At 69.8% G+C, this 19,547-nt stretch carries 18 protein-coding genes and 1 riboswitch; of the genes, 4 read left to right on the top strand and 14 right to left on the bottom strand.

From position 1 onward, the window contains the following. Positions 1-42: 42 nt before the first annotated feature. Positions 43-1,146 carry a bifunctional diaminohydroxyphosphoribosylaminopyrimidine deaminase/5-amino-6-(5-phosphoribosylamino)uracil reductase RibD gene (gene ribD, locus IEY63_RS07075; RefSeq protein ID WP_268239647.1) on the bottom strand — a complete coding sequence of 368 codons (1,104 nt, stop codon included), beginning with the start codon at positions 1,144-1,146 and terminating at the stop codon, positions 43-45. Positions 1,147-1,180: 34 nt separating this feature from the next. Beyond that, positions 1,181-1,371, bottom strand: a riboswitch (FMN riboswitch). A 164-nt stretch (positions 1,372-1,535) separates the two neighbouring features. Between ribD and IEY63_RS07070 the strand changes: the two genes are divergently transcribed. After that, positions 1,536-2,291 carry an SDR family oxidoreductase gene (locus IEY63_RS07070; RefSeq protein ID WP_189068295.1) on the top strand — a complete coding sequence of 252 codons (756 nt, stop codon included), beginning with the start codon at positions 1,536-1,538 and terminating at the stop codon, positions 2,289-2,291. On the opposite strand, the gene IEY63_RS07065 is transcribed toward IEY63_RS07070, so the two are convergent. The 3 genes from IEY63_RS07065 to IEY63_RS07055 form a co-directional block, all read right to left on the bottom strand. After that, positions 2,279-3,019 (bottom strand): SIR2 family NAD-dependent protein deacylase, encoded by a 741-nt coding sequence (locus tag IEY63_RS07065; protein ID WP_189068294.1) that lies wholly within the window; start codon positions 3,017-3,019, stop codon positions 2,279-2,281. The genes IEY63_RS07070 and IEY63_RS07065 overlap by 13 nt on opposite strands. A gap of 434 nt (positions 3,020-3,453) precedes the next feature. Then, a complete protein-coding gene (locus IEY63_RS07060) occupies positions 3,454-3,969 on the bottom strand; it encodes an RNA 2'-phosphotransferase (RefSeq protein ID WP_189068293.1) in 516 nt (171 codons plus the stop codon). Between the two features lie 66 nt (positions 3,970-4,035). Next, the gene (locus tag IEY63_RS07055) at positions 4,036-5,871 is read right to left on the bottom strand and encodes a S9 family peptidase (protein ID WP_189068292.1); all 1,836 of its coding nucleotides are present in this window, start codon (positions 5,869-5,871) and stop codon (positions 4,036-4,038) included. Positions 5,872-5,922: 51 nt separating this feature from the next. On the opposite strand from IEY63_RS07055, the gene IEY63_RS07050 reads away from it, so the two are divergent. Next, positions 5,923-7,422, top strand: a complete 1,500-nt coding sequence (locus IEY63_RS07050) for a carboxypeptidase M32 (RefSeq protein ID WP_189068291.1) — start codon at positions 5,923-5,925, stop codon at positions 7,420-7,422. Positions 7,423-7,499: 77 nt separating this feature from the next. Here IEY63_RS07050 and IEY63_RS07045 read toward each other — a convergent pair whose 3' ends face one another. From IEY63_RS07045 to IEY63_RS07025, 5 genes are all read right to left on the bottom strand, one after another. Next, entirely contained in the window at positions 7,500-7,877 is a 378-nt protein-coding gene (locus tag IEY63_RS07045) for a RidA family protein (protein ID WP_058978236.1), read from the bottom strand. A 40-nt stretch (positions 7,878-7,917) separates the two neighbouring features. Further along, positions 7,918-8,985 (bottom strand): PP2C family protein-serine/threonine phosphatase, encoded by a 1,068-nt coding sequence (locus IEY63_RS07040; protein WP_189068290.1) that lies wholly within the window; start codon positions 8,983-8,985, stop codon positions 7,918-7,920. 172 nt (positions 8,986-9,157) lie between these two features. Then, positions 9,158-9,562, bottom strand: coding sequence for a methylglyoxal synthase (locus IEY63_RS07035; RefSeq protein WP_189068289.1), 405 nt, complete (start codon positions 9,560-9,562; stop codon positions 9,158-9,160). 46 nt (positions 9,563-9,608) lie between these two features. Beyond that, positions 9,609-10,523 carry a DUF1206 domain-containing protein gene (locus IEY63_RS07030; RefSeq protein WP_189068288.1) on the bottom strand — a complete coding sequence of 305 codons (915 nt, stop codon included), beginning with the start codon at positions 10,521-10,523 and terminating at the stop codon, positions 9,609-9,611. A 115-nt stretch (positions 10,524-10,638) separates the two neighbouring features. Continuing rightward, complete coding sequence (locus IEY63_RS07025; protein WP_189068287.1) at positions 10,639-11,124, bottom strand: YbjN domain-containing protein; 486 nt, start codon at positions 11,122-11,124, stop codon at positions 10,639-10,641. Between the two features lie 121 nt (positions 11,125-11,245). Between IEY63_RS07025 and IEY63_RS07020 the strand changes: the two genes are divergently transcribed. Further along, on the top strand, positions 11,246-12,298 hold the full coding sequence (locus IEY63_RS07020; protein WP_229784543.1) for a bifunctional nicotinamide-nucleotide adenylyltransferase/Nudix hydroxylase: 1,053 nt from the start codon (positions 11,246-11,248) through the stop codon (positions 12,296-12,298). 65 nt (positions 12,299-12,363) lie between these two features. Next, a complete protein-coding gene (locus IEY63_RS07015) occupies positions 12,364-12,942 on the top strand; it encodes a GIY-YIG nuclease family protein (protein ID WP_189068286.1) in 579 nt (192 codons plus the stop codon). Between the two features lie 47 nt (positions 12,943-12,989). Here the strand turns inward: IEY63_RS07015 and IEY63_RS07010 are convergent, their stop codons facing one another. From IEY63_RS07010 to lysS, 5 genes are all read right to left on the bottom strand, one after another. Then, a complete protein-coding gene (locus tag IEY63_RS07010) occupies positions 12,990-13,865 on the bottom strand; it encodes a carbohydrate ABC transporter permease (RefSeq protein ID WP_229784542.1) in 876 nt (291 codons plus the stop codon). Beyond that, on the bottom strand, positions 13,862-14,986 hold the full coding sequence (locus tag IEY63_RS07005; protein WP_189068285.1) for a carbohydrate ABC transporter permease: 1,125 nt from the start codon (positions 14,984-14,986) through the stop codon (positions 13,862-13,864). The genes IEY63_RS07010 and IEY63_RS07005 overlap by 4 nt, the downstream gene beginning before the upstream one ends. Positions 14,987-15,074: 88 nt before the next feature. Further along, positions 15,075-16,310, bottom strand: coding sequence for an ABC transporter substrate-binding protein (locus IEY63_RS07000; RefSeq protein WP_189068284.1), 1,236 nt, complete (start codon positions 16,308-16,310; stop codon positions 15,075-15,077). Further along, positions 16,307-17,644: an ROK family protein gene (locus IEY63_RS06995; protein ID WP_189068283.1), complete on the bottom strand. Its 1,338-nt coding sequence runs from the start codon at positions 17,642-17,644 to the stop codon at positions 16,307-16,309. The genes IEY63_RS07000 and IEY63_RS06995 overlap by 4 nt, the downstream gene beginning before the upstream one ends. A gap of 248 nt (positions 17,645-17,892) precedes the next feature. Beyond that, positions 17,893-19,455 (bottom strand): lysine--tRNA ligase, encoded by a 1,563-nt coding sequence (gene lysS, locus IEY63_RS06990; RefSeq protein ID WP_189068282.1) that lies wholly within the window; start codon positions 19,453-19,455, stop codon positions 17,893-17,895. Between the last annotated feature and the right edge of the window lie 92 nt (positions 19,456-19,547).

Raw genomic sequence — 19,547 nt, 5'->3', positions numbered from 1 at the left:
CGCTGCGCGGCTCTGCGAGTCCCCGCAGGAAGGGAGAAGAAGTTAGACGCGCGGGATGTCGTGCAGCAGGCCGGTGATCAGGACGTCCGGGCCGAGTGATTCGACCGTCACGTCCCGCAGCGCCTGCGCCTCGTGCATGAGCCGCGTGGGGCCGGTCAGGGGACTCAGGCCCGCGCCGAGGAGAGCTGGCGACACGAAAACCCGCACCTCGTCCACCAGACCCTGCCTCAGGAAGGCACTCAGGAGGGTGGGGCCACCTTCGAGCAGCACACTGTTGATGCCCAGGCCCGCCAGTCCGCTCAGGGCGTCCGGAAGCGATCCGGCGCGCTGCACAGTGATCCCGGCAGCCTCATGTGCGGCCACGTCGCTATCGGGAGCGGTCACGAGGACGGCCTCCTCGCGCCACGCGCGGGCCTGCGGGTCACTGGCAGCGCGGCGGTCAAACACCACCGGGCGTGGGTCACGGCCACCCGGCATGCCACGCGTCGTCAGGGCCGGGTCGTCCAGACCCAGCGTGCCGCTGCCGATCGCGAGGGCGTCCAGTTCATTGCGCCAGCGCATGGTGCGCTCGCGGGCCTCAGGGCCGCTCACAGCGCCGTTCCCTTCTCCCAGCGCGGCCACCTTGCCGTCCAGGGTCATGGCGTACTTCGCCACCACCCACGGGCGACCCCGCACCATGGCGCTGCGGAAGCCCGCCTGCTGGCGCACGGCCTCAGCCTCCAGTACGCCCACCGTGACCTCAATCCCGGCGTCCCGGAGCCTTTGCACGCCGCGCCCCGAGACGCGCGGGTTCGGGTCGAGCGCCGCCAAGACCACGCGCCGCACGCCCGCCGCGATCAGCGCGTCCGCGCAGGGTGGCGTGCGGCCGTGGTGACTGCACGGCTCCAGCGTCACGTACGCCGTCCCGCCGCGCGCCCGCGCACCTGCGCCTCGCAGGGCGAACACCTCCGCGTGCGACTCACCGACCCTGGGGTGGAACCCTCGGCCCACCACTTCATCGCCTTGCACGATCACACAGCCCACGGGTGGGTTCGGCGCGGTTCGGCCCAGTCCTCTGGCCGCCTCTGACAGCGCGAGCGTCATGAACCGCTCGTCCGCTGACAGGACGGCCGCCACCCCGGGGGGTGGAGCATTCACTTCATACATGGTCTGTCGCTGCCCGCCGGGGGGCAGGGCAGCGTTCCTCCTTCTCTCATCCGGACTGACAGGCGGGAACGCCTGGGCCTGAACCCTGACGTGCCGCCAGAACACCGTCGGCCCCGGAGTTGCACCGGGTCGGGCCTGCGCGTGGTGCAGTTTGCGCGGGCTTCGCGGGCTGAGGCTCACGCCATCACCGCCGGTAGGGACTCTCACCCCACCCCGAAGGAAGTCGGCCCACCCGGAAGCGGGCCAGCCCTGACCCTAGCACCCTCCCACCCGGCGACTGTGGGCGGGATCAGACACCCTGCGGGGGACAATCCGCCGCGCGCCGTCCTGTCTGCTGAGGTGAACGGCCTGCCGGTTACCTTCCCCTCTCACCCCTTGGAGGCTCCCTCATGAACACGATCCTCGTTACCGGAGGCAGCGGCGTGCTGGGCCGCGCCCTGCTCCCCACCCTGGAGGGCCGCGCGGACGTGCGCGTTCTGTCCCGCCACGCCGACCCGCGCCCCACGTACCGGCAGGGCGACCTGAGCAGCGGGGCGGGCCTCGCGGACGCGCTGCGCGGCGTGAGCACCGTGATTCACGCGGCCAGCCAGCCGTCCCGGCCGCAGGCGGACGTGGACATGACCGGCGTACTGCTCGCCGCGGCGCGAGAGGCGGGCGTGCGGCACCTCGTGTACGTGAGCATCGTGGGCTGCGATCAGGTGCGGGCGTTCCCGTATTACCGCGCCAAGACGCAGGTGGAAGCGCTGATTGCAGGGAGCGGCGTCCCCTGCACGGTGGTGCGTGCCACGCAGTTTCACGAGTTCGTGGCGTTCATGCTGTCGCGCCTGACCCGCGCGCCGCTGCTGCCGCTGCCGGGCCTGCCCCTCCAGCCCGTGGACGTCTACGCGGCCGCGCAGCAGATCGCCCAGGTCGCGCTGGGCGCCCCACAGGGTCGCGCCCCGGACATCGTGGGGCCGCAGGTGCTGCCCCTGCCGGAACTGGCGCGCACCTGGGCCGACGCGACCGGGGCGCGCACCCGCGTCCTGGCTGTCCCGGCCGCGCGGCGCTTCACGCCCCTGACCCGCTCCGACCTCAGCGGCGTGGGCCGCACTTGGGCCGAGTGGCTGGCGCAGGAGGCCACCCGGCCCAACCCCTACGCGGGCTGAAACAGGCTGGCCAGCCCGCGCGATGCCACCTCGCGAATGTTGAACGTCATCTGGTGCGAGATTTCGGTCTCGGTGGGGTTGATCTCGATGGCGATCCCGCCGCGCCGCAGGGTCTCGGCGGCCAGTCCGGCAGCGGGGTACACGGCGCCGCTTGTACCGATGACCAGCGCGACCTCGGCGGTGGCGAAGGCGTCCTGGGCGGCTTCCAGAGCGTCCTCTGGGAGGTATTCGCCGAACCAGACGACGTTGGGCCGCATGCGGTTCCCCAACGGTGAGGTGGGCGGCGTGACAAGCTGGTCGGGCGCGGCGAGGGGGAAGGTCTCCCCCGTGACCTCGTCGCGGCCGCTGAGGAGGTTGCCGTGGAGTTCCACGACCTGCCCGCCGTGCGTGCCGCTCCCTGCGCGGTGGTGCAGGCCGTCCACGTTCTGCGTGGCCAGGAAGAACCCTGGTCCCTTCTGCGCTTCCAGCTGCGCGAGGAGGTGGTGCGCGGCGTTCGGCTGCGTGGCCAGCACGTCCCGGTAGCGGCCCGCGTACCACTCCCAGACCATCTCGGGGTCGCGGGCGTAGGCGGGCGGACTGGCGAGATCCTCGGGCCGGAAGCGCGCCCAGTGGCCGGTCTGCGCGTCCCGGAAGGTGGGGATGCCACTCTCGGCGCTGACGCCCGCGCCGGTCAGCACGGCGACGCGGGTGGCGGAGTGCAGGGCGGCGCGGACAGCAGCGAGATCCATGCCGGAAGGGTAGCCCGCAGCGGGAAACCATGCGCCCACAGATGACCTGAACCCCAAGCCGAAGCTAACGGACAAACAGTCAATCAGCGGCCCGCACCGCCCACCGAAGCGCCGACCGCAGACTGCCACCGTGACGGCAGGATGGCGTCGAGGCTGGCCCTGTCACTGCCCGAATCAAACACGCCGCCAAAGTAGAAGCTCTTACCCAGTGCAACGTAAGCTCCCCCTGCCCCTCTGCTGCGCAGCTCTAAGAGTCTGGGGGAGGGGGCTGGGGGGTGGGGCAACACCACGCAGAACAACCCAAAAACAAAAAACCCGCCTTCTTAGGCGGTTATAAGAAAAGGATACCCCGGTATGCAGGCCGCGTCAACCCCTGCCGCGCGGTCCGGTTTCTGCCGTCCAGCACGCCCACATCCAGAGTGCACTTCCAGGTCTTATGCACCGTCAATGTACTTGGGGGCTACAGCGTCCACCAGCCACACGCCGTTCTCGCTGATGAAGAACACGTGTCCGGCGCCGTGCATCTCCCCTGCGCGGATGGTGAGGATCAGGGGTGTTCCGCGCCGCGCGCCGACCTGCCGGGCGGCGTCGGGGTCGCTGGACAGGTGGACGTGGTGGCGGTTCATGGGCCGCAGGCCCTCACGGTAGATGGCGTTCAGGGCTCCGGGGTGCGTGCCGTGGTACAGCAGCGCGGGTGGGATGGCGGGTTCGAGTTGCAGGTCGACGGGGACACTGTGGCCCTGGTTGGCGCGGATGTGGTCGCCGCGCAGGCTGAAGCGCTGCTTGTCGCTGCCCGCGACGACCACCTCGACCTGCGCGCGGGTGACGTTCAGGTGCGTGAGGAGTGGCGCAAGGGGGACCCAGCCGCCGGGCGCGAGGGTCAGGCCGGCCTCGTGCGGGGCGTGCCGCAGCAGGTACGACAGGCGTTTGGAGAGGGTGCGGTCGGTCATGCGGTCAGTCTGCGCCGGGGCGGGCGGCGTGGGCATCCGCCAGGTCGCGCAGTCTGAATGGCGTGTTTACAGGCGCCGCTGGAGGTAGTCCGCGATGAGCCGGGTGGTGCGGATGCGGGCGGCGGGGTCGGCGGTGCCGTGACCCTGATCGTCGAATTCCACGTACTCGTAGTCCTGGCCTTCGTGTTTCCCAGTGGCGTTGAGGGCGTCGCGGAAGCGGCGGGCCTGGTTGATGGGGCAGCGGGGATCGTTGGCGCCGTGCAGGATGAGCAGGTGGGCCCTGAGGTTCGCGGCGTGGGTGATGGCGCTGCGGTCGCGCCAGAGGTCGGCGTTCTCGTCGGGGTGGCCCATCATGGTGCGGAAGTAGTACGCGAGCTGGGGAATGTCGCGGCTGTTGTCGGCGTGCAACTGGTGCAGGTCGGTGATGCCGACGATGGGGACGGCGACCTTGAACAGGTCAGGGTGTTTGACGGGCGCGAGGTAGGAGAGGTAGCCGCCGTAGCTGCCGCCGTACAGGCCGATGCGGGTGGGGTCGATGTGGGGGAGCGTGGCGAGGTACTGGGCGGCGGCGGCGATGTCCTGGAGGTCGCGCCCGCCCCAGTCTCTGAGGTTCGCGTCGCGCCAGGGGGTGCCGTAGCCGGTGCTGCCGCGCACGTTGGGGCAGAGAACGGTGTAGCCGAGGCTCACGAGGTACTGCACCTCGTCGTCGAAGGCCCGGAAGAACTGCGCGGTGGGGCCGCCGTGCGCGTGCACGAGGGCGGGGTGGCGGACAGCCGGGTCGAGGCCCTGGGGGACGTAGAGGATGGCGGGGACCTGCACGTCGCCCTGATCGCCGGAGCTGGGGTAGTGAATGTACTGGCCGGGCGTGAACTGCGCGGGGTTCAGGGGGCCGTACTCGGCGGAAATGAGGGTGCTGGTGGTGTCGGTGTGCAGGTCGTACAGGAGCACGTCGGCGCGGGTGGTGGTGGTGCTGTGCTGCGTCAGGAGCTGGTCGCCCAGGGCGAACTGGGTGCCGGCGGCGAGGCCGGGGGGCAGGTGCAGCGCGCGGGGCTGGGCGGTGTGCAGGTCGTACAGGAGGGGCGTGAGGGTGCTGTCGGCGTTGCGGGTGACGCTCAGCCACTGGCCGCCGGGGCTGATGCGGCCTGGGGTTTCCTCGGGGCCGCCTTCGGGCGTGAACCACTGCGCGGCTCCGGTGGTCAGGTCGAGCAGTCCGGCGCGGCCGTGTCCGGCGGCGTCGCTGGCAGCGGTGAGGTGCGTGCCGTTCGGGTGCCAGTGGCCGACGCTCTCGCGGGTACCCTCCTGGGCGTGCAGGACGCGGCGCAGGTCGGTGCCGTCGGCGTTCATGACGTACCCGTCGAGGTTGCGCAGGTCGGGGCTCTCGTTGGTGTTCAGGCTGATGCGCGTCCCGTCGGGGCTGTACGCGACCGCCTGGGTGCTGTTGGGCTGGGTGGTCAGGGGCGTCCAGGCGTCCTCGCCGCTGCGGGTGAGGTCGTACTGCCAGACGTTCATCTGCCCGCCGCGCGTGGAGTTCACGAGCAGGCGCGTGCCGTCCGGGTGGGCGTGCACGGGGAAGTCCATGCTGCCGGGCTGGTGGTGCAGGGCGCGCAGTTCGCCGGTATCCAGGGCCAGGGCGTGCAGGGCGGTGCGTTCGTTGCCGTCCTCATCCCACGCAAGGTACAGGGTCTGGCCGTCGGCACTCCAGACGGGGGCGCTGCGGGGCGTGGCGGGCGCCTGCCCGCGAGTATGCTGGCGGCGCTCGCGGGTGCGCAGGTGCAGGGTGCACAGTTCCATGCGGCCGCTGCGGTTGTCGTAGTACGCGACCTGCTCGCCGTCGGGCGAGACGGTCAGCCAGGTGGTGACCGGCAGGGTGATGAGGTCCTCCAGCGGCAGTGGTGTGGGCATGGACGCAGTGTGGCACCTGCGCGGGGTGCAGCGCACGGTAGGCTGCTCGGCATGACACAACCTGAGACGTGGGCGGCGCTGCGGGCGCACTGGCAGGACCTGGCGGACCTGGGCGGGATTGGGTCGCTGCTGGGCTGGGATCAGAGTACGTACCTGCCGCGGGGTGGGGCGGCGGGGCGGGCGCGGCAGCAGGCGCTGCTGTCGGGCATCCGGCACGCGCGGGGCACGGACGCGGCGTACGGGCGGCTGCTGGATCAGGCGGGCGCGCTGGACCTGGACCCGGTGGACGCGCGGATGCTGGCGGTGGCGCGCCGGAATTTCGAGCGGGCCACGCGAATGCCGGGGGCGTTCGTGCGGGCGTTTTCGCAGCATGCGGGCGAGTCGTACGCGGCGTGGGTGGAGGCGCGCCCGGCGAATGACTGGGCGCGGATGGTGCCCCTGCTGGAGCGGACGCTGGACCTGAGCGTGCAGAACGCGGCGTTCTTCCCGGAGTTCACGGACCCGATGGATTACTTCGTGGACGCGTCCGATGAGGGCATGACGGCCGCGCAGGTGGACGCGGTGTTCGCGGAGTTGCGCCGCGAACTGGTGCCGCTGGTGGACGCGGTGGAGGCGGCCCCGGCGCCCCGGACGGACTTCCTGTTCCGGGCGTACCCGGTGCCCGCGCAGCTGCGGCTGGCCGAGGAGATCGCGGGGCTGTACGGGTACGATTTCACGCGGGGCCGGCAGGACCTGACGGCGCATCCGTTCATGACGCGGCTGGGCGCGCGGGACGTGCGGATCACGACGCGGGCGCAGCTTTCAGACCCGACGGACGCGCTGTACTCGACGCTGCACGAGGCGGGGCACGCGCTGTACGAGCAGGGCGTGGCCGAGGCGCTGCTGGACACGCCGCTGGGCGGCGGGGTGAGTGCCGGAGTGCACGAGAGCCAGTCGCGGCTGTGGGAGAACCTGGTGGGGCGCTCGCGGGCGTTCTGGGCGGGGCAGTTCGGGCGGGTGCGGGACGCGTTCCCGGAGCAGCTGGCGGACGTGAGCGAGGAGGAGATGTTCCGCGCGGTGAACGTGGTGCGCCGCAGCCTGATCCGCACGGACGCGGACGAGCTGACGTACAACCTGCACGTGATCACGCGGTACGAGCTGGAGCGGCAGCTGCTGGGCGGTACGCTGGCGGTGGCGGACCTGGCGGACGCGTGGCACGCGGCGTACGACGCGAACCTGGGCCTGCGCGCGCCCAGTGACGTGGACGGCGTGCTTCAGGACGTGCACTGGTTCGGCGGTGGGATCGGTGGGGCGTTCCAGGGGTACACGCTGGGGAACGTGCTGAGCGCGCAGTTCTTCGCGGCGGCGCAGGCCGCGACCCCGGATCTGGACGCGGACATCGCGCGCGGCGAGTTCGGGCGCCTGCACGGCTGGCTGCGGGAGCACGTGTACGCGCCGGGCCGGACGTTCACGCCGAACGAGCTGGTCGTGCGCGCGACCGGGCAGGGCATGACCGCCGCGCCGTACCTGGCGTACCTGCGCGGGAAGTACACGGACCTGTACAGCCTGTAAGAGCTGAAACGGCTGAGGGTCAAAGGGGCTGAGAAATAATCTCTCAGCCCCTTTGACCCTGAACTCGCCGGCAGCGGTCAGTGGCGTTCGGCGAGCACCTCGATCTCCACGCGGACGTCGCGGGGCAGGCGGGCGACCTGCACGGTGCTGCGGGCGGGGTAGGGGGCGGGGAAGTGCGCCTCGTACACGGCGTTCATGGCGGCGAATTCGTTCATGTCGGCCAGGAACACGGTGGTTTTCACGACCCGCGCGAGATCGGTGCCGGCGGCAGCCAGGACAGCTTTCAGGTTCGCGATGACCTGCTCGGTCTGTTCGGTGATGCCGCCCTCGACCAGTGTGCCGTCGGGGGTGAGTGGGATCTGGCCGCTGGTGACGACGAGGTTCCCGAAGACGGTGGCCTGACTGTACGGGCCGATGGCGGCGGGCGCGTCCGGGGTCTGGATGATGTCTTTCATGACCGGCAGCATAGCGGGCGCGGCGCGGTCGGTGCGCGGCTCAGCGGGTCTGCCGGACGCCGGGTTCGTGGGGGGCGGCGGGGGCCGCCCCGCTAAGGCTCGCGGCGGCGGTGCCCAGGGGGTTGTGGGTGCGCCGCTGCTGCATGAAACGCTGGCCGAGCAGCAGGCTGAGCAGGACCGTGATGCCCAGCATGCCGATCAGGGTGCGGCGTTCGGGGATGAGCATGATGCCCAGCAGCGTGAAGTAGGCAATCATGAGCAGCAGGTAGGTCATGAGGCTGTTGCCGCGCTGCGTGCTGAGCAGCACGTCGATGTACATGGGGCCGTCGTCCCGCCGGGCGGGGAGGGGGTAGGTCGGGACGGGCGAGGGACGGTGAATGTCGACGATCAGGGCCGTGATGTTGTCGGGGCCGCCGCCGTCGTTGGCGGCGTTCACGAGCAGGCGCGCGGTCGCTTCGGGCGGCAGGGGCCGGGCGAGGATGCCGCAGAGTTCCTCGTCGGTGACGACGCCGCTCAGGCCGTCGCTGCACAGCAGCAGGCGGTCGCCGGGCTGGGTAGGCAGGCCGTGCAGTTCAAGCCGGACGCGTTCCTCGCCGCCCAGGGCGTTGCTGACGACGCTGCGCCACTGGTGGTCGCGCGCTTCGGCCTCGGTCATGTGGCCGAGACGCACCTGTTCAGCCACCCAGGAGTGATCCTCGGTCAGGCGGTGCAGGGACTGGCCGCGCAGCAGGTAGGCGCGCGAGTCGCCGACGTGCGCGATCAGCAGGGCGCCCCGGTCGATCAGCGCGGCGAGCAGGGTGGTGCCCATGCCGACGTACTCGCCCACGGCGTGCCGCAGCACGGCGAGGTTCGCGGCCTGCACGGCCTGCGCGAGGCGGGCGGGCGGCGCGCCGCGCCCGTCGAGGTAACTCTGGCTCAGGGCGTCCAGGGCGAGGTTCGCGGCGAGCTCCCCGGCGGCGTGGCCGCCCATGCCGTCGGCCACGGCGTACAGGCCGCCCTGGGGCAGATCCAGGGCCAGGGCGGCGTCCTGGTTCACGCCGCCCTGCCGCTGCCGACCAACGTCGGTCAGCAGACCGGACGTCAGTGAGGGCGTCGCGGGGGCGCGCATGAGTTCAATATAAGCCACCTGACCACCGGGTCGGAGGGGCCGGGCGGGCGCCCCAGGCCCGTAGCCGGCTGTGGCGGCGCGGTCTGCGCGCCTCACGTCGGCGGGCAGGCGGCAACCTTGCGTGTTTCTTGAGGTTCCCGCCGTCCGATGTCCCGTGCAGGGCCAGGGCTTTTTAGGCTTGCGGGTCGTCCAGCTGCTGGCGCAGCCAGAGCATCAGGGCCTCGGCACTGGCGGGGTTAGTGGCCAGGGGGATGTCGTGCACGTCGCACAGGCGCACCAGGGCACTCACGTCAGGCTCGTGGGGCTGCGCGGTCAGGGGATCACGGAAGAAGAACACGGCCACGAGGCGTTCCTCGGCCAGTCGCGCGCCGATCTGCTGGTCGCCGCCCAGCGGACCGGACAGGACCCGCTCGACGCTCAGGCCCGTCTGCTTTTCCAGGATGCCGCCGGTGGTGCCGGTCGCCACCAAGTGAAACTGGCCCAGCACGTCCCGGTGGTTCAGGGCGAACAGGGCCAGTTCGAGTTTCTTCTTGTCGTGCGCGATCAGCGCCACCTGTCGGCTTGGGTTGGGGGCCATACGCGCGATTGTGGCACGCGTGCCGGGCGGGGCCGGGTGGGGCGGGTCAGGCAGCGTCGTGGCTGCGGGTCCCGTCCTCCAGGCGGATGCGGCGGTAGCGGGCCTGCACGACGCACCACACGCCGTAGCACAGCGTGCCCAGCGCGACCGCGCCGAGCAGGAGGTTCCCGCTGGGCTGGGTGCGCAGCCAGGTCAGGGCCTCGCTGATGCCCACGGTCTCGCTGGCCTTGTGGTGCCAGGCGGCCAGCAGCGCGAACACCCCGATGATGATCATCAGCACGCCGCGCGAGGCGATGCCCACCTGACCGATGCGTTTCAGGACGTCGCAGGTGCGCTGCGGCAGATCCGTGAAGGCCATGCGTTTCATGAATTTCGCGCCGTACGCCACGTACAGCTGACTGCCCGCCACGACCAGCAGGATCAGGCCGCCCAGGGCCAGCCACACCTGCCCGCCGGGGAGGTTCAGGACGGTGCCCGCCACCTGATCCTCGCTGTTCTGCGAGCGGGCGGCGTTGCCGAGCAGGGCGAGCCGGGCCGTGAAGAACGCCAGGGCGAGGTTCGCGAAGCCGCTGAGGGTGTACCCAGCGCGTTTCACGATGCCCTTGGCCTCGTGCCCCTGCCCTTCGGGGTCCAGGGCGGCGCGGATCAGCTGCCACAGGGCGTAGCCGATCAGGCCCAGCGTGAGCAGCCACATCAGCACGTTCCCGGCGGGCAGGTCCTGAAGGCGCAGCAGGGCGCCCTTGGTGTCGGTGGTGGCCCCGCCGCGGCCCAGCGCGACACTGAGGGCCAGTAGGCCGACGGTGCCGTACACGACGCCCTTGCTGGCGTACCCGGCGCGGGCCAGGGTTTCCAGCCAGGGCGCGGCGTGGTGGGTGGCGTGCGCGGCGGCCGCCTGCGCGCTCTGGGCGCCGGTTTTCAGGTTGCTGGCTGCTTGCTGCCCCAGGTGCTTGATGTCTGACATCAGACGCTCAGTGTGCCGGACGGGCCGGGCGGGGCGGACCTGCCGGGCCTTGAGCGCTCTTGAGCTGGCCTGTCGACTTTCTTCACGTCAGGGGGCGCCGGGGCACGTGCGCAGGTTACTCGCTGGGCAGTTCGTCCTCGAAGTAGGTCACGTCTTCCAGGTACTCGGTGATCCAGGCTTTCAGGGTCGCCTGGGTGTAGCCGCCGCGGATGGGCATGGTGCTGTCCAGGTAGTAGCTGCCCTCGTAGGCGTACGCCTGGGTGTAGTAGTTGCTGTTCCAGTCGTTCAGGACGGCCGTGTCGAGGTCCTCGGCGTCGCTGTAGTCCCAGGAGGTGCTGGCGGTGACGCGGCTGCACACGCCAGCCTTGCAGCCGCTGAGCCACACCTGCACCTCGTGCCCACCGCTGGTGAAGGTCATGCTGGGGTCACGGTCGGGGGCGGTGGGGTTCATGGTGACCTTGTACCCGGCGGTCTTCAGGGCGGCCATGACGGCGGCGGGCGTGGCGGGCTGCACCTGAGCGCTTGGGGCGGCGGCGCCCCCGGCCACGGCGGGCGCGGCGAGGGAGAGGAGGAGGGTGGCGGCCAGCAGGGTGCGGGTCATGCCTCAGCGTACGCTGCCGGGCCGCGGACCGTCTGGGCAGATGAGGCGGCTGCACCCGGTTCAAGGCAATCAGCACCCCAACTCATGTTTTTCATGGTCGACCCGTGTCAACGTGAGGAGTATGACCACGCCCAGCATGCCCTCCCCCACCCCGCGCCGCCGCCGCACCTTCGGGGTGTACATCGGCCGCTTCGAACCCCCCCACGCCGCCCACCTCGCCGTCATGCTCGAAGCCCTCCAGAGCGTGCAGAAACTCATCGTGGTCATCGGCAGCGCCCGCGCCGCGCGCAACATCAAAAACCCCTTCACCGCCGAGGAACGCCAGGACCTCATCAGCGCCATGCTCCAGAGCGCCGGCATCCCCAAGGCACGCGTGCTGTTCGTGCACGTCCGCGACTACTACTACAACGAGGCCCTGTGGCTCAGCGAGGTGCAGGCCGGCGTCACGGCCCACACGCGCGGCAGCAGCGACGTCGCCCTCATCGGCCACATCAAGGACGAAAGCAGCTACTACCTGCGGTCCTTCCCCGCCTGGGAATTCATCCCCACCCACGTCGTCAGCCCACTCAGCGCCACCGACGTCCGCCGCGCCTACTTCGAGGGGCACCTGGACACCGTGCAGGGCATGGTGCCCCCCACCGTCCACGCCTTCCTGACCGCCTTCCAGGCCACCCCCGACTACCGCGACCTGCGCGACGAGTACGAGTACCTCGCCCGCTACCGCGCCGCCTGGAAGGACGCCCCCTACCCCCCCATCTTCGTCACGACCGACGCCGTCATCACCCGCAGCGGCCACGTCCTCCTCGTGCGGCGCGGCGGCCTGCCCGGCCGGGGTCGCCTGGCCATGCCCGGCGGGTTTCTGGAGCAGAAAGAAACCCTCCTCGACTGCTGCGTCCGCGAGGTCCAGGAAGAAACCGGCCTGGGCAGTGGTCTCGACCTGAAAGCCTCCCTGCGCGCCCAGGCGGTCTTCGACTACCCCGACCGTAGTCTGCGCGGCCGCACCATCACCCACGCCTTCCACTTCGACCTCGGCATCGGGCAGCTCCCGCGCCTCAGCGGCGGCAGCGACGCCAGCGAGGCCCTCTGGATGCCCCTGAGTGACATCCTGGCCAGCCCCGAACTGTTCTTCGAGGACCACCACGCCATCATCGAACACTTCGTCATGCGCGGGTAAACGGAGGTGCGGCGTGGTCAGGGGCCCGGACCTGGCATGCTGGAGCGGATGATCGGGACGCCCAGGTGACGCCGGACAAGCCGTACTACGTGTACGCCCTCAAGGACCCGCGCCAGCATCCGGCGCGGCCCTTCTACATCGGCAAGGGCACCGGCACGCGCGCCCACGATCACCTGATCCGCCCGGACCACACCCCCAAGGGTGACCGCATCCGCGAGATCGAAGGGGCGGGCGCGCAGGTCCTCGTGAGCTATCTGGTGGAGCACCTGACTGAACCCGAGGCGCTGCGGCTGGAGGCGGAACTGATCGCGGCGTTCGGCACGCAGGCCAGCGGCGGCCTCCTGACGAACACCGTGCTGCCCTCGGGCCTGGGCGGCAAGAAGCGGCCCGGCCTGACGGTGCCCGCCGGCGTGCCGGAGAAGGCGCAGGTGGGCCTGACGCTGCTCAAGGACGCCGTGCTGGAGTTCGCGCAGGCCAACCCGGGCGGCGTGAAGAACGCCGAGGTGGCCAGCCTGCTGGGCCTGCGCAGCGACTACGGCGGCGGCTCAAAGGACTACCTGTCGTACAGCCTGCTGGGGCTGCTGATGCGCGAGGGCCGGATCGGACGCAGCGGCAAGGGCCGGCACGTGGCCCAGGTGAAGTGAACGCGCGCCCCACACCGGAGTGCGGGGCGCGCGAGGGGGGCCGAGGTTCAGCCCTTGACTGACCCGGCGAGCAGGCCGCGCACGAAGTAACGGCCCAGCAGGATGTACACGAGCAGGGTGGGCAGCGCCGCGAGGATCGCGCCCGCCATGGGCAGGTTCCAGCTGACCGCCTGCCCACCCGCCAGCTGGGACAGGGCGTACGTGACGGGCTGTGAGGAGGTGTTCGTGAGGGTGGCGGCGAACAGGAATTCGTTCCACACCTGCGTGAACTGCCAGATGATCACGACGACGAAGCCTGGGATGCTGATCGGGAAGATGACGCGGCCGTAGATCTGCCAGAAGCCCGCGCCGTCGATGGTGGCGGCCTCGATCAGGGCATCGGGCACGTCGGCGTAGAAGTTGCGGAAGATCAAAGTAGTGATGGGAATGCCGTACACGACGTGCGCCAGGATCAGGCCCCAGATGCTGCCGTACAGGCCGAGGCTCTTGATGAACTGGAACAGCGGGATCAGCACGGCCTGGTACGGGATGAACATCCCGAACAGCATCAGTGCGAACAGGGTGTTGGCGCCGCGGAACTTCCATTTGCTCAGGGCGTAGCCGTTCAGGCTGCCCAGCAGGGCACTCAGCAGGGTGGCGGTGATGGCCAGGAAGAGGCTGTTCAGGACGTTGCCGCCGATCTTGTTCCAGGCGTCGCTGAAGCTCGCCCAGTTCAGGGCGCTGGGCCAGTGCCAGGTGGTGGCGAGGTTGATGGCGTCCGGGCTTTTCAGGGCGGTGGCGACCAGCAGGTACACCGGGACCAGGAAGAACAGGGCGGCCAGCACGAGCAGGGCGTACATGATGACGCGGCCGGGCTTGATGGGGCGGCGGGGCGCGGCGGTGGGTGCGGCGGCCGGGGCGTTGATGGGGGCGCCTGTCGTCATGCGTGGCCCTCCTCGGTGCGGAACTGGGAGGCGAGGTACGGGACGATCACGAACGCCACCAGGATGAGCAGGATGGTGCCGATGGCGGCGCCCAGCGCGAACTGGTTCTGGCGGAAGCTGGTGAGGTACATGTTCAGCGCGGGGACGCTGGTGTTGATGTTGTCCGGGCCCGCCATGGCGTACACCAGGTCGAAGATCTTGAGGCTGATGTGCCCCAGGACGATCATGGCGCTCAGGGTGATGGGGGCCAGCAGCGGGAAGATGACGTGCTGGTACATGCCCAGGTCATTGGCGCCGTCAACCTTGGCGGCCTCGCGGAGTTCCTCGGGAATGCCGCGCAGACCAGCGAGGTACAGGGCCATGGTGTAGCCGCTCATCTGCCACACGGCGGCGATGATGATGCCGATCAGGGCGAGGTTGAAGCCGTGCAGTTCCGGCGCGGGCAGCAGTTTGACGTTCGGCCCGATGAACAGCGCCCACAGGAACAGCAGCGCGGCGCATCCGCCGGCGACCAGGGTGCGGGTGCGGTCCCCGCTCCGCGCGGCGCGCACGGCCATGATGACCAGCACGAGGCCGACGACGCTGGCGGTCAGCAGCGGCAGTTTGTTCCAGTCGAATTTCCACAGGGCGTCGGTGCTGCTCAGCCACGCGAAGCTGCTGGGCTGCGCGCCGAACAGGGTGGGGGCCTGGTTCAGGCCGCCCTGGGGTTGCAGCATCCAGCGCCAGATGGTGCCGGTCACGATGAACGACAGGCTCATGGGGAACAGGAAGATGGTGCGCCACAGCCCCTCCCCTTTCGGGTTGCGGTCCAGGATGAGCGCGAGGCCCAGACCCAGGCCCAGGCACCCCAGGATGAAGAACAGCGTGAAGAAGATGGTGCTGACGAGCTCCTGCCGGAAGCGCCCCTGGAGGAACCCGGTGAACAGGTCCTGGTAGTTGGTCAGGCCCGTGAAGCGGATGATGGGGTTGAGCGCCAGGGCCTGCGCGGGGTCGTTGCCCCAGTCGGTCATGCTGACGTACACGCTGCGCGCGATGAATCCGTACACGAACACCGCGATCAGGATGATGCTGGGCGTCAGAACGGCAATGGACCACAGGCGGTCTTTACTCAGGCCTTTCATGCGGGGCCTCCTTTCACAGGGGACGGTGCGCGGGAAGCGGCGCGCGGCTGACCGCGCATCCGAATTCCGCGCACCGCTGGCTGGTGCTTTACTTGCTGATGCCGGCGCGTACGGCCAGCTGCTGCGCGGCGGCGGCCGCGGCGGCGCTGTTCTTGCTGGCGACGAACTGGTCGATGATCGCGCCGAAGGCGCTGGTGAAGCTTTCGGGGGCGACGGCGCCGTGCACCATGCTGCCCACGATCTTGTTGCTCTTCCAGTCGGCGGCGGCGCTCTTGCTGTACGTGTTGTACTTGCTCAGGTCGCTGTCGGTGCGCGCGGCGATGGAGCCCTTGAGTGGGTTGAAGGCGTCCTGGCCGGCCTTGCTGCCCAGGACTTTCAGCCAGTTCAGGGCCTCGGCGCGGTCCTTGGCGCCCTTGGGCAGGCCGAAGGAGTCGGCGAGCATCACGAAGGTCTTGGTGGTGCCGGGGGCGGGCGCCCAGCCGAAGCCGGTGTTCGGGGCGAGTTTCTTGGTGGTGGTGAAGTACCCGGCGGCCCAGTCGCCCATGACGTTGAAGGCGCTGGTGCCGTCGATGATGCGGTCACTGGCCTGCTGCCAGCTCAGGCCACTGGCGTCCTTGTTGGCGCAGTCCATGACCTTGCCGAAGGTGGTGAACGCCCCCACGACCTTGGGGTCGGTGAACTTCAGCTTGCCGGCCCACAGGTTCTCCCAGTTGGCGGAGCCGAGGGTACCGATCATGACGCTCTCCCAGAGGTGCTGCTGGGTCCAGTTCTCACCGACGACCAGGGGTGCGGCGACGCCCTTGGCTTTCAGGGTGGAGCAGGTCTTGAGGAATTCGGGCCAGGTCTTGGGTGCGGTGACGCCCCAGGCCTTGAGTTTGGCGGGGTTGTACCACATGACGTTGCTGCGGTGCACGTTCACGGGCACGCTCCAGGGTTTGCCGCCCTGGCTGATCAGCTTGACGAGGTCCTTGGGGAACACCTTGTCCCAGCCTTCGCTCTTGAAGAGGCTGCTGAGGTCTTCCATGCGCCCGGCGACAACCCAGGTGCCGATGAGTTCCTGCCCAGCGTGCGCCTGGAAGCTGTCGGGCGGGGTGCCGCCCAGCATGCGGGTTTTCAGGACGGCCTTGGCGTTGGTGCCGGCGCCGCCGGAGACGGTGGCGTTGTCCACGGTCACGCTGGGGTACTTCTGCTTGTACAGCTTGATCAGGGCTTCCAGGGCGGGACCCTCGTCACCGGACCACCAGGAGAAGATCTCGAGTTTGCCAGCGGCAGAGGCGCTGGTGGTGACGGCGAGGGCGGCGGCGAGCAGCAGTGCTTTTTTCATGGTGTTCCTCCGTGCGAAACGGGTGCGTTCAGGGTCTGGGTGGGCCGGGGGGCCAGGGGTGGGGCGCGGCTGCCCGCGAGGTCACGGGCGTTCTGGTTCATGCGGGCAATGCCGTACAGGTGCGGCAGGCCCCGGGGGGTGAAGAGGGAATCGAGCATCATGGCCCCGGCGCCCAGCACCCCGGCGTCCTGGCCGAGGGTGCCCAGGTCGATGCGGGTGCGGTCGGCGTTGATGCGCATGGTGCGGCTCTGGGCGCTGACGCGGATGGCGCGCAGCAGCACGTCACCCGCCTGGGAGAGGCGCCCGCCGATGACGACGGCGGCCGGGTTGAACAGGTTCAGCGTGGTGCTGATGGCGACGCCCAGGTGATGCCCGGCTTCCTCCCACACGACGCGGGCCAGGGGGTCCGTGCCGGCCTGCGCGAGCAGATCCTCGATGGTGATGGGCTCCGTGAGGCTGGTGGGGTGCCCCTGGAGGCGCAGGCTGCGGGCGTGGTGCTCGATGACCTGCGCGGCGGCGTAGCTTTCCAGGCTGCCGGGGTTGCCGCTGCGGCCCACGGGGCCCTGCTCGTTGATGCTGATGTGCCCGATCTCGCCGGCGCCGCCGCGCGTGCCGCGGTGCAGGCGCCCGCCGAGCAGGACGCCCGCGCCGATGCCGGTGGCGACTTTCACGTAGATGAGGTCCTGAATGCCGCGGTGCGCGCCGAAGCGGGCCTCGGCCAGGGCGCCCAGGTTGGCGTCGTTGTCCACGAGCACTTCCAGGTTCAGGGCGTCCTGCAGGGCGGCGCGGACGTTCTCGCCGTCCCAGCCGGGCATGTTGGGTGGCTGCACGACGCGGCCCGTGTCGTGGTCGACGGGGCCGGGGATGCCCACGCCGACCAGGGCGACCTGCGCGGCGCTGAGGTGCGCCTCGGCGAGCACCTCGGCGCTCAGGGCACGCAGCAGGTCGTAGGTGGGCTGGGGGCCCAGGGCGATGTCGTGCGGCACGGTGCGGGTGGCGAGGGTGCGGCAGTGGAGGTCCAGGGCGTCCACGCGCAGGTGGCTGGCCCCCAGGTCGATGCCGAGCAGCGCGGCGGCGCGGGTGTTGAGGTTGAGCATGGTGGCGCGCCGCCCGACGCCGCCGGTGCCGCGCGTGCCGACCTCCTGCACCAGGCCGACGCTGATGAGTTCCGTGACGATGGAGCTGATCGCGCTGCGCGACAGGCCCAGTTCGCGGGAAATGTCCACGCGGGCCAGGTCGCGATTCCACAGCAGGCCCAGCAGCAGCAGGGTGTGCCGCGCGCGGATGGCCGCGAGGTCCAGGGTGTCCGGGCTGTGGGAGTCGGCAGGCAGCATGGGTGGTCCTTCGGCGGCTGTGGCAGGCCGTCACGGGAAAAGGGCGCTGGAAGCAGCAATCGGCGGTTCCGATTGCGGGTTGGGTGGGGCTTGTGTCCTGGTATGCTGCGCCGACATAATTTTGTTTGTCAAACAAACGAATTAATGGAAGCGCTTCCTCCTGTGAATATCTGTACAAGTGATCTAAATCGTGGCTCAAGGCCAGGGCCCGGATATCTCATACCCGGGCCCTGGCCTTCATGCAGCACTCAACTGACGGTGTCGGCCGCCTCAACCTCTGGGGCGTTCCCAGCGCCTTCCGGACGCAGCAACGGGAACAGCAGCACGTCCCGGATGGAGTCCCGGTCGGTCATCAGCATCGCCAGACGGTCCATGCCCATGCCCATCCCGGCGGTGGGCGGCATACCGTACTCCAGCGCCAGCAGGAAGTCCTCGTCCTGCTCGTGCGCCTCGTCGTCCCCGGCATCCCGGCGGGCCGTCTGCGCCTCGAACCGCTCCCGCTGGTCCAGCGCGTCGTTCAGTTCCGAGTAGATGGGCGCCAGCTCAAAACCCGCCACGTACAGGTCGGCGCGCTCGGCCAGCCCCTCGCGGTCACGGTGCACCTTCACCAGCGGACTGATCGCCAGCGGCATATCCGTTAGGAAGGTCGGGTTCTGCAGCAGTGGCTCGACGTACTCGCCGCCCAGCTTGTCCAGCAGCTTGTAGTCCGGGGTCTTGCGGTGCTCCGGGTGGTGCACGTCACTCCACGCGCGCAGCTTCACGAGATCCAGCGGGTCGAAGTCCAGCCCCGCCTGCTCCTTGAGGGCCGTCACGAAGTCCAGGCGTTTGAACGGCAGCGAGAAGTCCAGTTCGCGCCCCTGGTACGTCAGTTTCGGCTCGCCCTTCAGGTCCACGACCAGGTCGTGAAGCAGCGTCTCCACGAGCACCATCATGTCGTTGTAGTCGCCGTACGCGAAGTACGCTTCCAGCATCGTGAATTCCGGGTTGTGCGTCCGGTCGATGCCCTCGTTGCGGTAGTTGCGGCCGATCTCGTACACCCGCTCGAAGCCGCCCACCAGCAGCCGTTTGAGGTACAGCTCCAGGCTGATGCGCATGCTGAACTCGTGCCCCAGCGCGTTGTGGAACGTCTTGAAGGGCTTCGCCTCGGTCCCGCCGGGGACGACCTGCAACGTGGGGCCCTCGACCTCCATGAAGTCGCGGCTGTCGAGGAAGTTCCGGATGAAGCGCAGCATCCGCGAGCGCGTGCGGTACACCTCGCGGCTCTCGGGGTTGATCATCAGGTCCACGTAGCGGCGCCGCGCGCGGAGTTCCTCGTCCTGCAGGCCGTGGAACTTGCTGGGCAGCGGGTGCAGGCTCTTGACCAGCGGCTGCCAGGACGTCACGCGCAGCGTCAGCTGCCCGGTCTTCGTGACGAACGGGAAGCCCCGCACGCCGATGATGTCGCCCAGGTCGATCTTCTTCGTCGGATCGAAGTTCTCGGTGTCCTGCTTGGAGAAGTGCAGCTGGATCTTGCCATGCTCGTCACTCAGGTCCGCGAAGGCCGCCTTACCCATGTGCCGCATCAGGGTCACGCGCCCAGCCAGCGCGAACGAGGCTTCGGGCCACTCCTGCCCAGGCTCCCACTTCGGCGCGCCGTCCTCACCGTGCGTGTCAGCCGGGTGGGCGGCCAGCACGTCACGGGCGTGATGCGTGCGCGGGTACGTGTACGGGTGCGCCTCGAAACCCGCGGCCACCTGCGCGTCCAGGTTGTTCAGGCGGCTGACGGTCTGCTCGTGCAGACCCTCGCGGCGGTTGGGGGAACCATCAGACATAACCGCCAGTATAGGCCGCGCCCCACACGCCGCGCCCGCCCGACGTCCAGTTCACAGCCTGCCAGAGAACGGGCCGGAGGCAGACCGCACGC

Origin of the sequence: Deinococcus radiotolerans (genome assembly GCF_014647435.1) — a bacterium.
GTDB classification, from domain to species: domain Bacteria; phylum Deinococcota; class Deinococci; order Deinococcales; family Deinococcaceae; genus Deinococcus; species Deinococcus radiotolerans.
Note: the sequence above shows the minus strand (reverse complement) of the source record. Positions and strands in the feature narration are given on the sequence as shown.

What these genes read in the sequence shown, in the direction of transcription:
- IEY63_RS07030 (WP_189068288.1), bottom strand. Translation starts at nt 10,523, where the DNA reads ATGTCAGACATCAAGCACCTGGGGCAGCAAGCAGCCAGCAACCTGAAA.
- lysS (WP_189068282.1), bottom strand. Translation starts at nt 19,455, where the DNA reads ATGTCTGATGGTTCCCCCAACCGCCGCGAGGGTCTGCACGAGCAGACC.
- IEY63_RS07070 (WP_189068295.1), top strand. Translation starts at nt 1,536, where the DNA reads ATGAACACGATCCTCGTTACCGGAGGCAGCGGCGTGCTGGGCCGCGCC.
- IEY63_RS07065 (WP_189068294.1), bottom strand. Translation starts at nt 3,019, where the DNA reads ATGGATCTCGCTGCTGTCCGCGCCGCCCTGCACTCCGCCACCCGCGTC.
- IEY63_RS07050 (WP_189068291.1), top strand. Translation starts at nt 5,923, where the DNA reads ATGACACAACCTGAGACGTGGGCGGCGCTGCGGGCGCACTGGCAGGAC.
- IEY63_RS07005 (WP_189068285.1), bottom strand. Translation starts at nt 14,986, where the DNA reads ATGAAAGGCCTGAGTAAAGACCGCCTGTGGTCCATTGCCGTTCTGACG.
- IEY63_RS07060 (WP_189068293.1), bottom strand. Translation starts at nt 3,969, where the DNA reads ATGACCGACCGCACCCTCTCCAAACGCCTGTCGTACCTGCTGCGGCAC.
- IEY63_RS07045 (WP_058978236.1), bottom strand. Translation starts at nt 7,877, where the DNA reads ATGAAAGACATCATCCAGACCCCGGACGCGCCCGCCGCCATCGGCCCG.
- IEY63_RS06995 (WP_189068283.1), bottom strand. Translation starts at nt 17,644, where the DNA reads ATGCTGCCTGCCGACTCCCACAGCCCGGACACCCTGGACCTCGCGGCC.
- IEY63_RS07035 (WP_189068289.1), bottom strand. Translation starts at nt 9,562, where the DNA reads ATGGCCCCCAACCCAAGCCGACAGGTGGCGCTGATCGCGCACGACAAG.
- IEY63_RS07010 (WP_229784542.1), bottom strand. Translation starts at nt 13,865, where the DNA reads ATGACGACAGGCGCCCCCATCAACGCCCCGGCCGCCGCACCCACCGCC.
- IEY63_RS07055 (WP_189068292.1), bottom strand. Translation starts at nt 5,871, where the DNA reads ATGCCCACACCACTGCCGCTGGAGGACCTCATCACCCTGCCGGTCACC.
- IEY63_RS07000 (WP_189068284.1), bottom strand. Translation starts at nt 16,310, where the DNA reads ATGAAAAAAGCACTGCTGCTCGCCGCCGCCCTCGCCGTCACCACCAGC.
- IEY63_RS07040 (WP_189068290.1), bottom strand. Translation starts at nt 8,985, where the DNA reads ATGCGCGCCCCCGCGACGCCCTCACTGACGTCCGGTCTGCTGACCGAC.
- IEY63_RS07025 (WP_189068287.1), bottom strand. Translation starts at nt 11,124, where the DNA reads ATGACCCGCACCCTGCTGGCCGCCACCCTCCTCCTCTCCCTCGCCGCG.
- IEY63_RS07020 (WP_229784543.1), top strand. Translation starts at nt 11,246, where the DNA reads ATGACCACGCCCAGCATGCCCTCCCCCACCCCGCGCCGCCGCCGCACC.
- ribD (WP_268239647.1), bottom strand. Translation starts at nt 1,146, where the DNA reads ATGTATGAAGTGAATGCTCCACCCCCCGGGGTGGCGGCCGTCCTGTCA.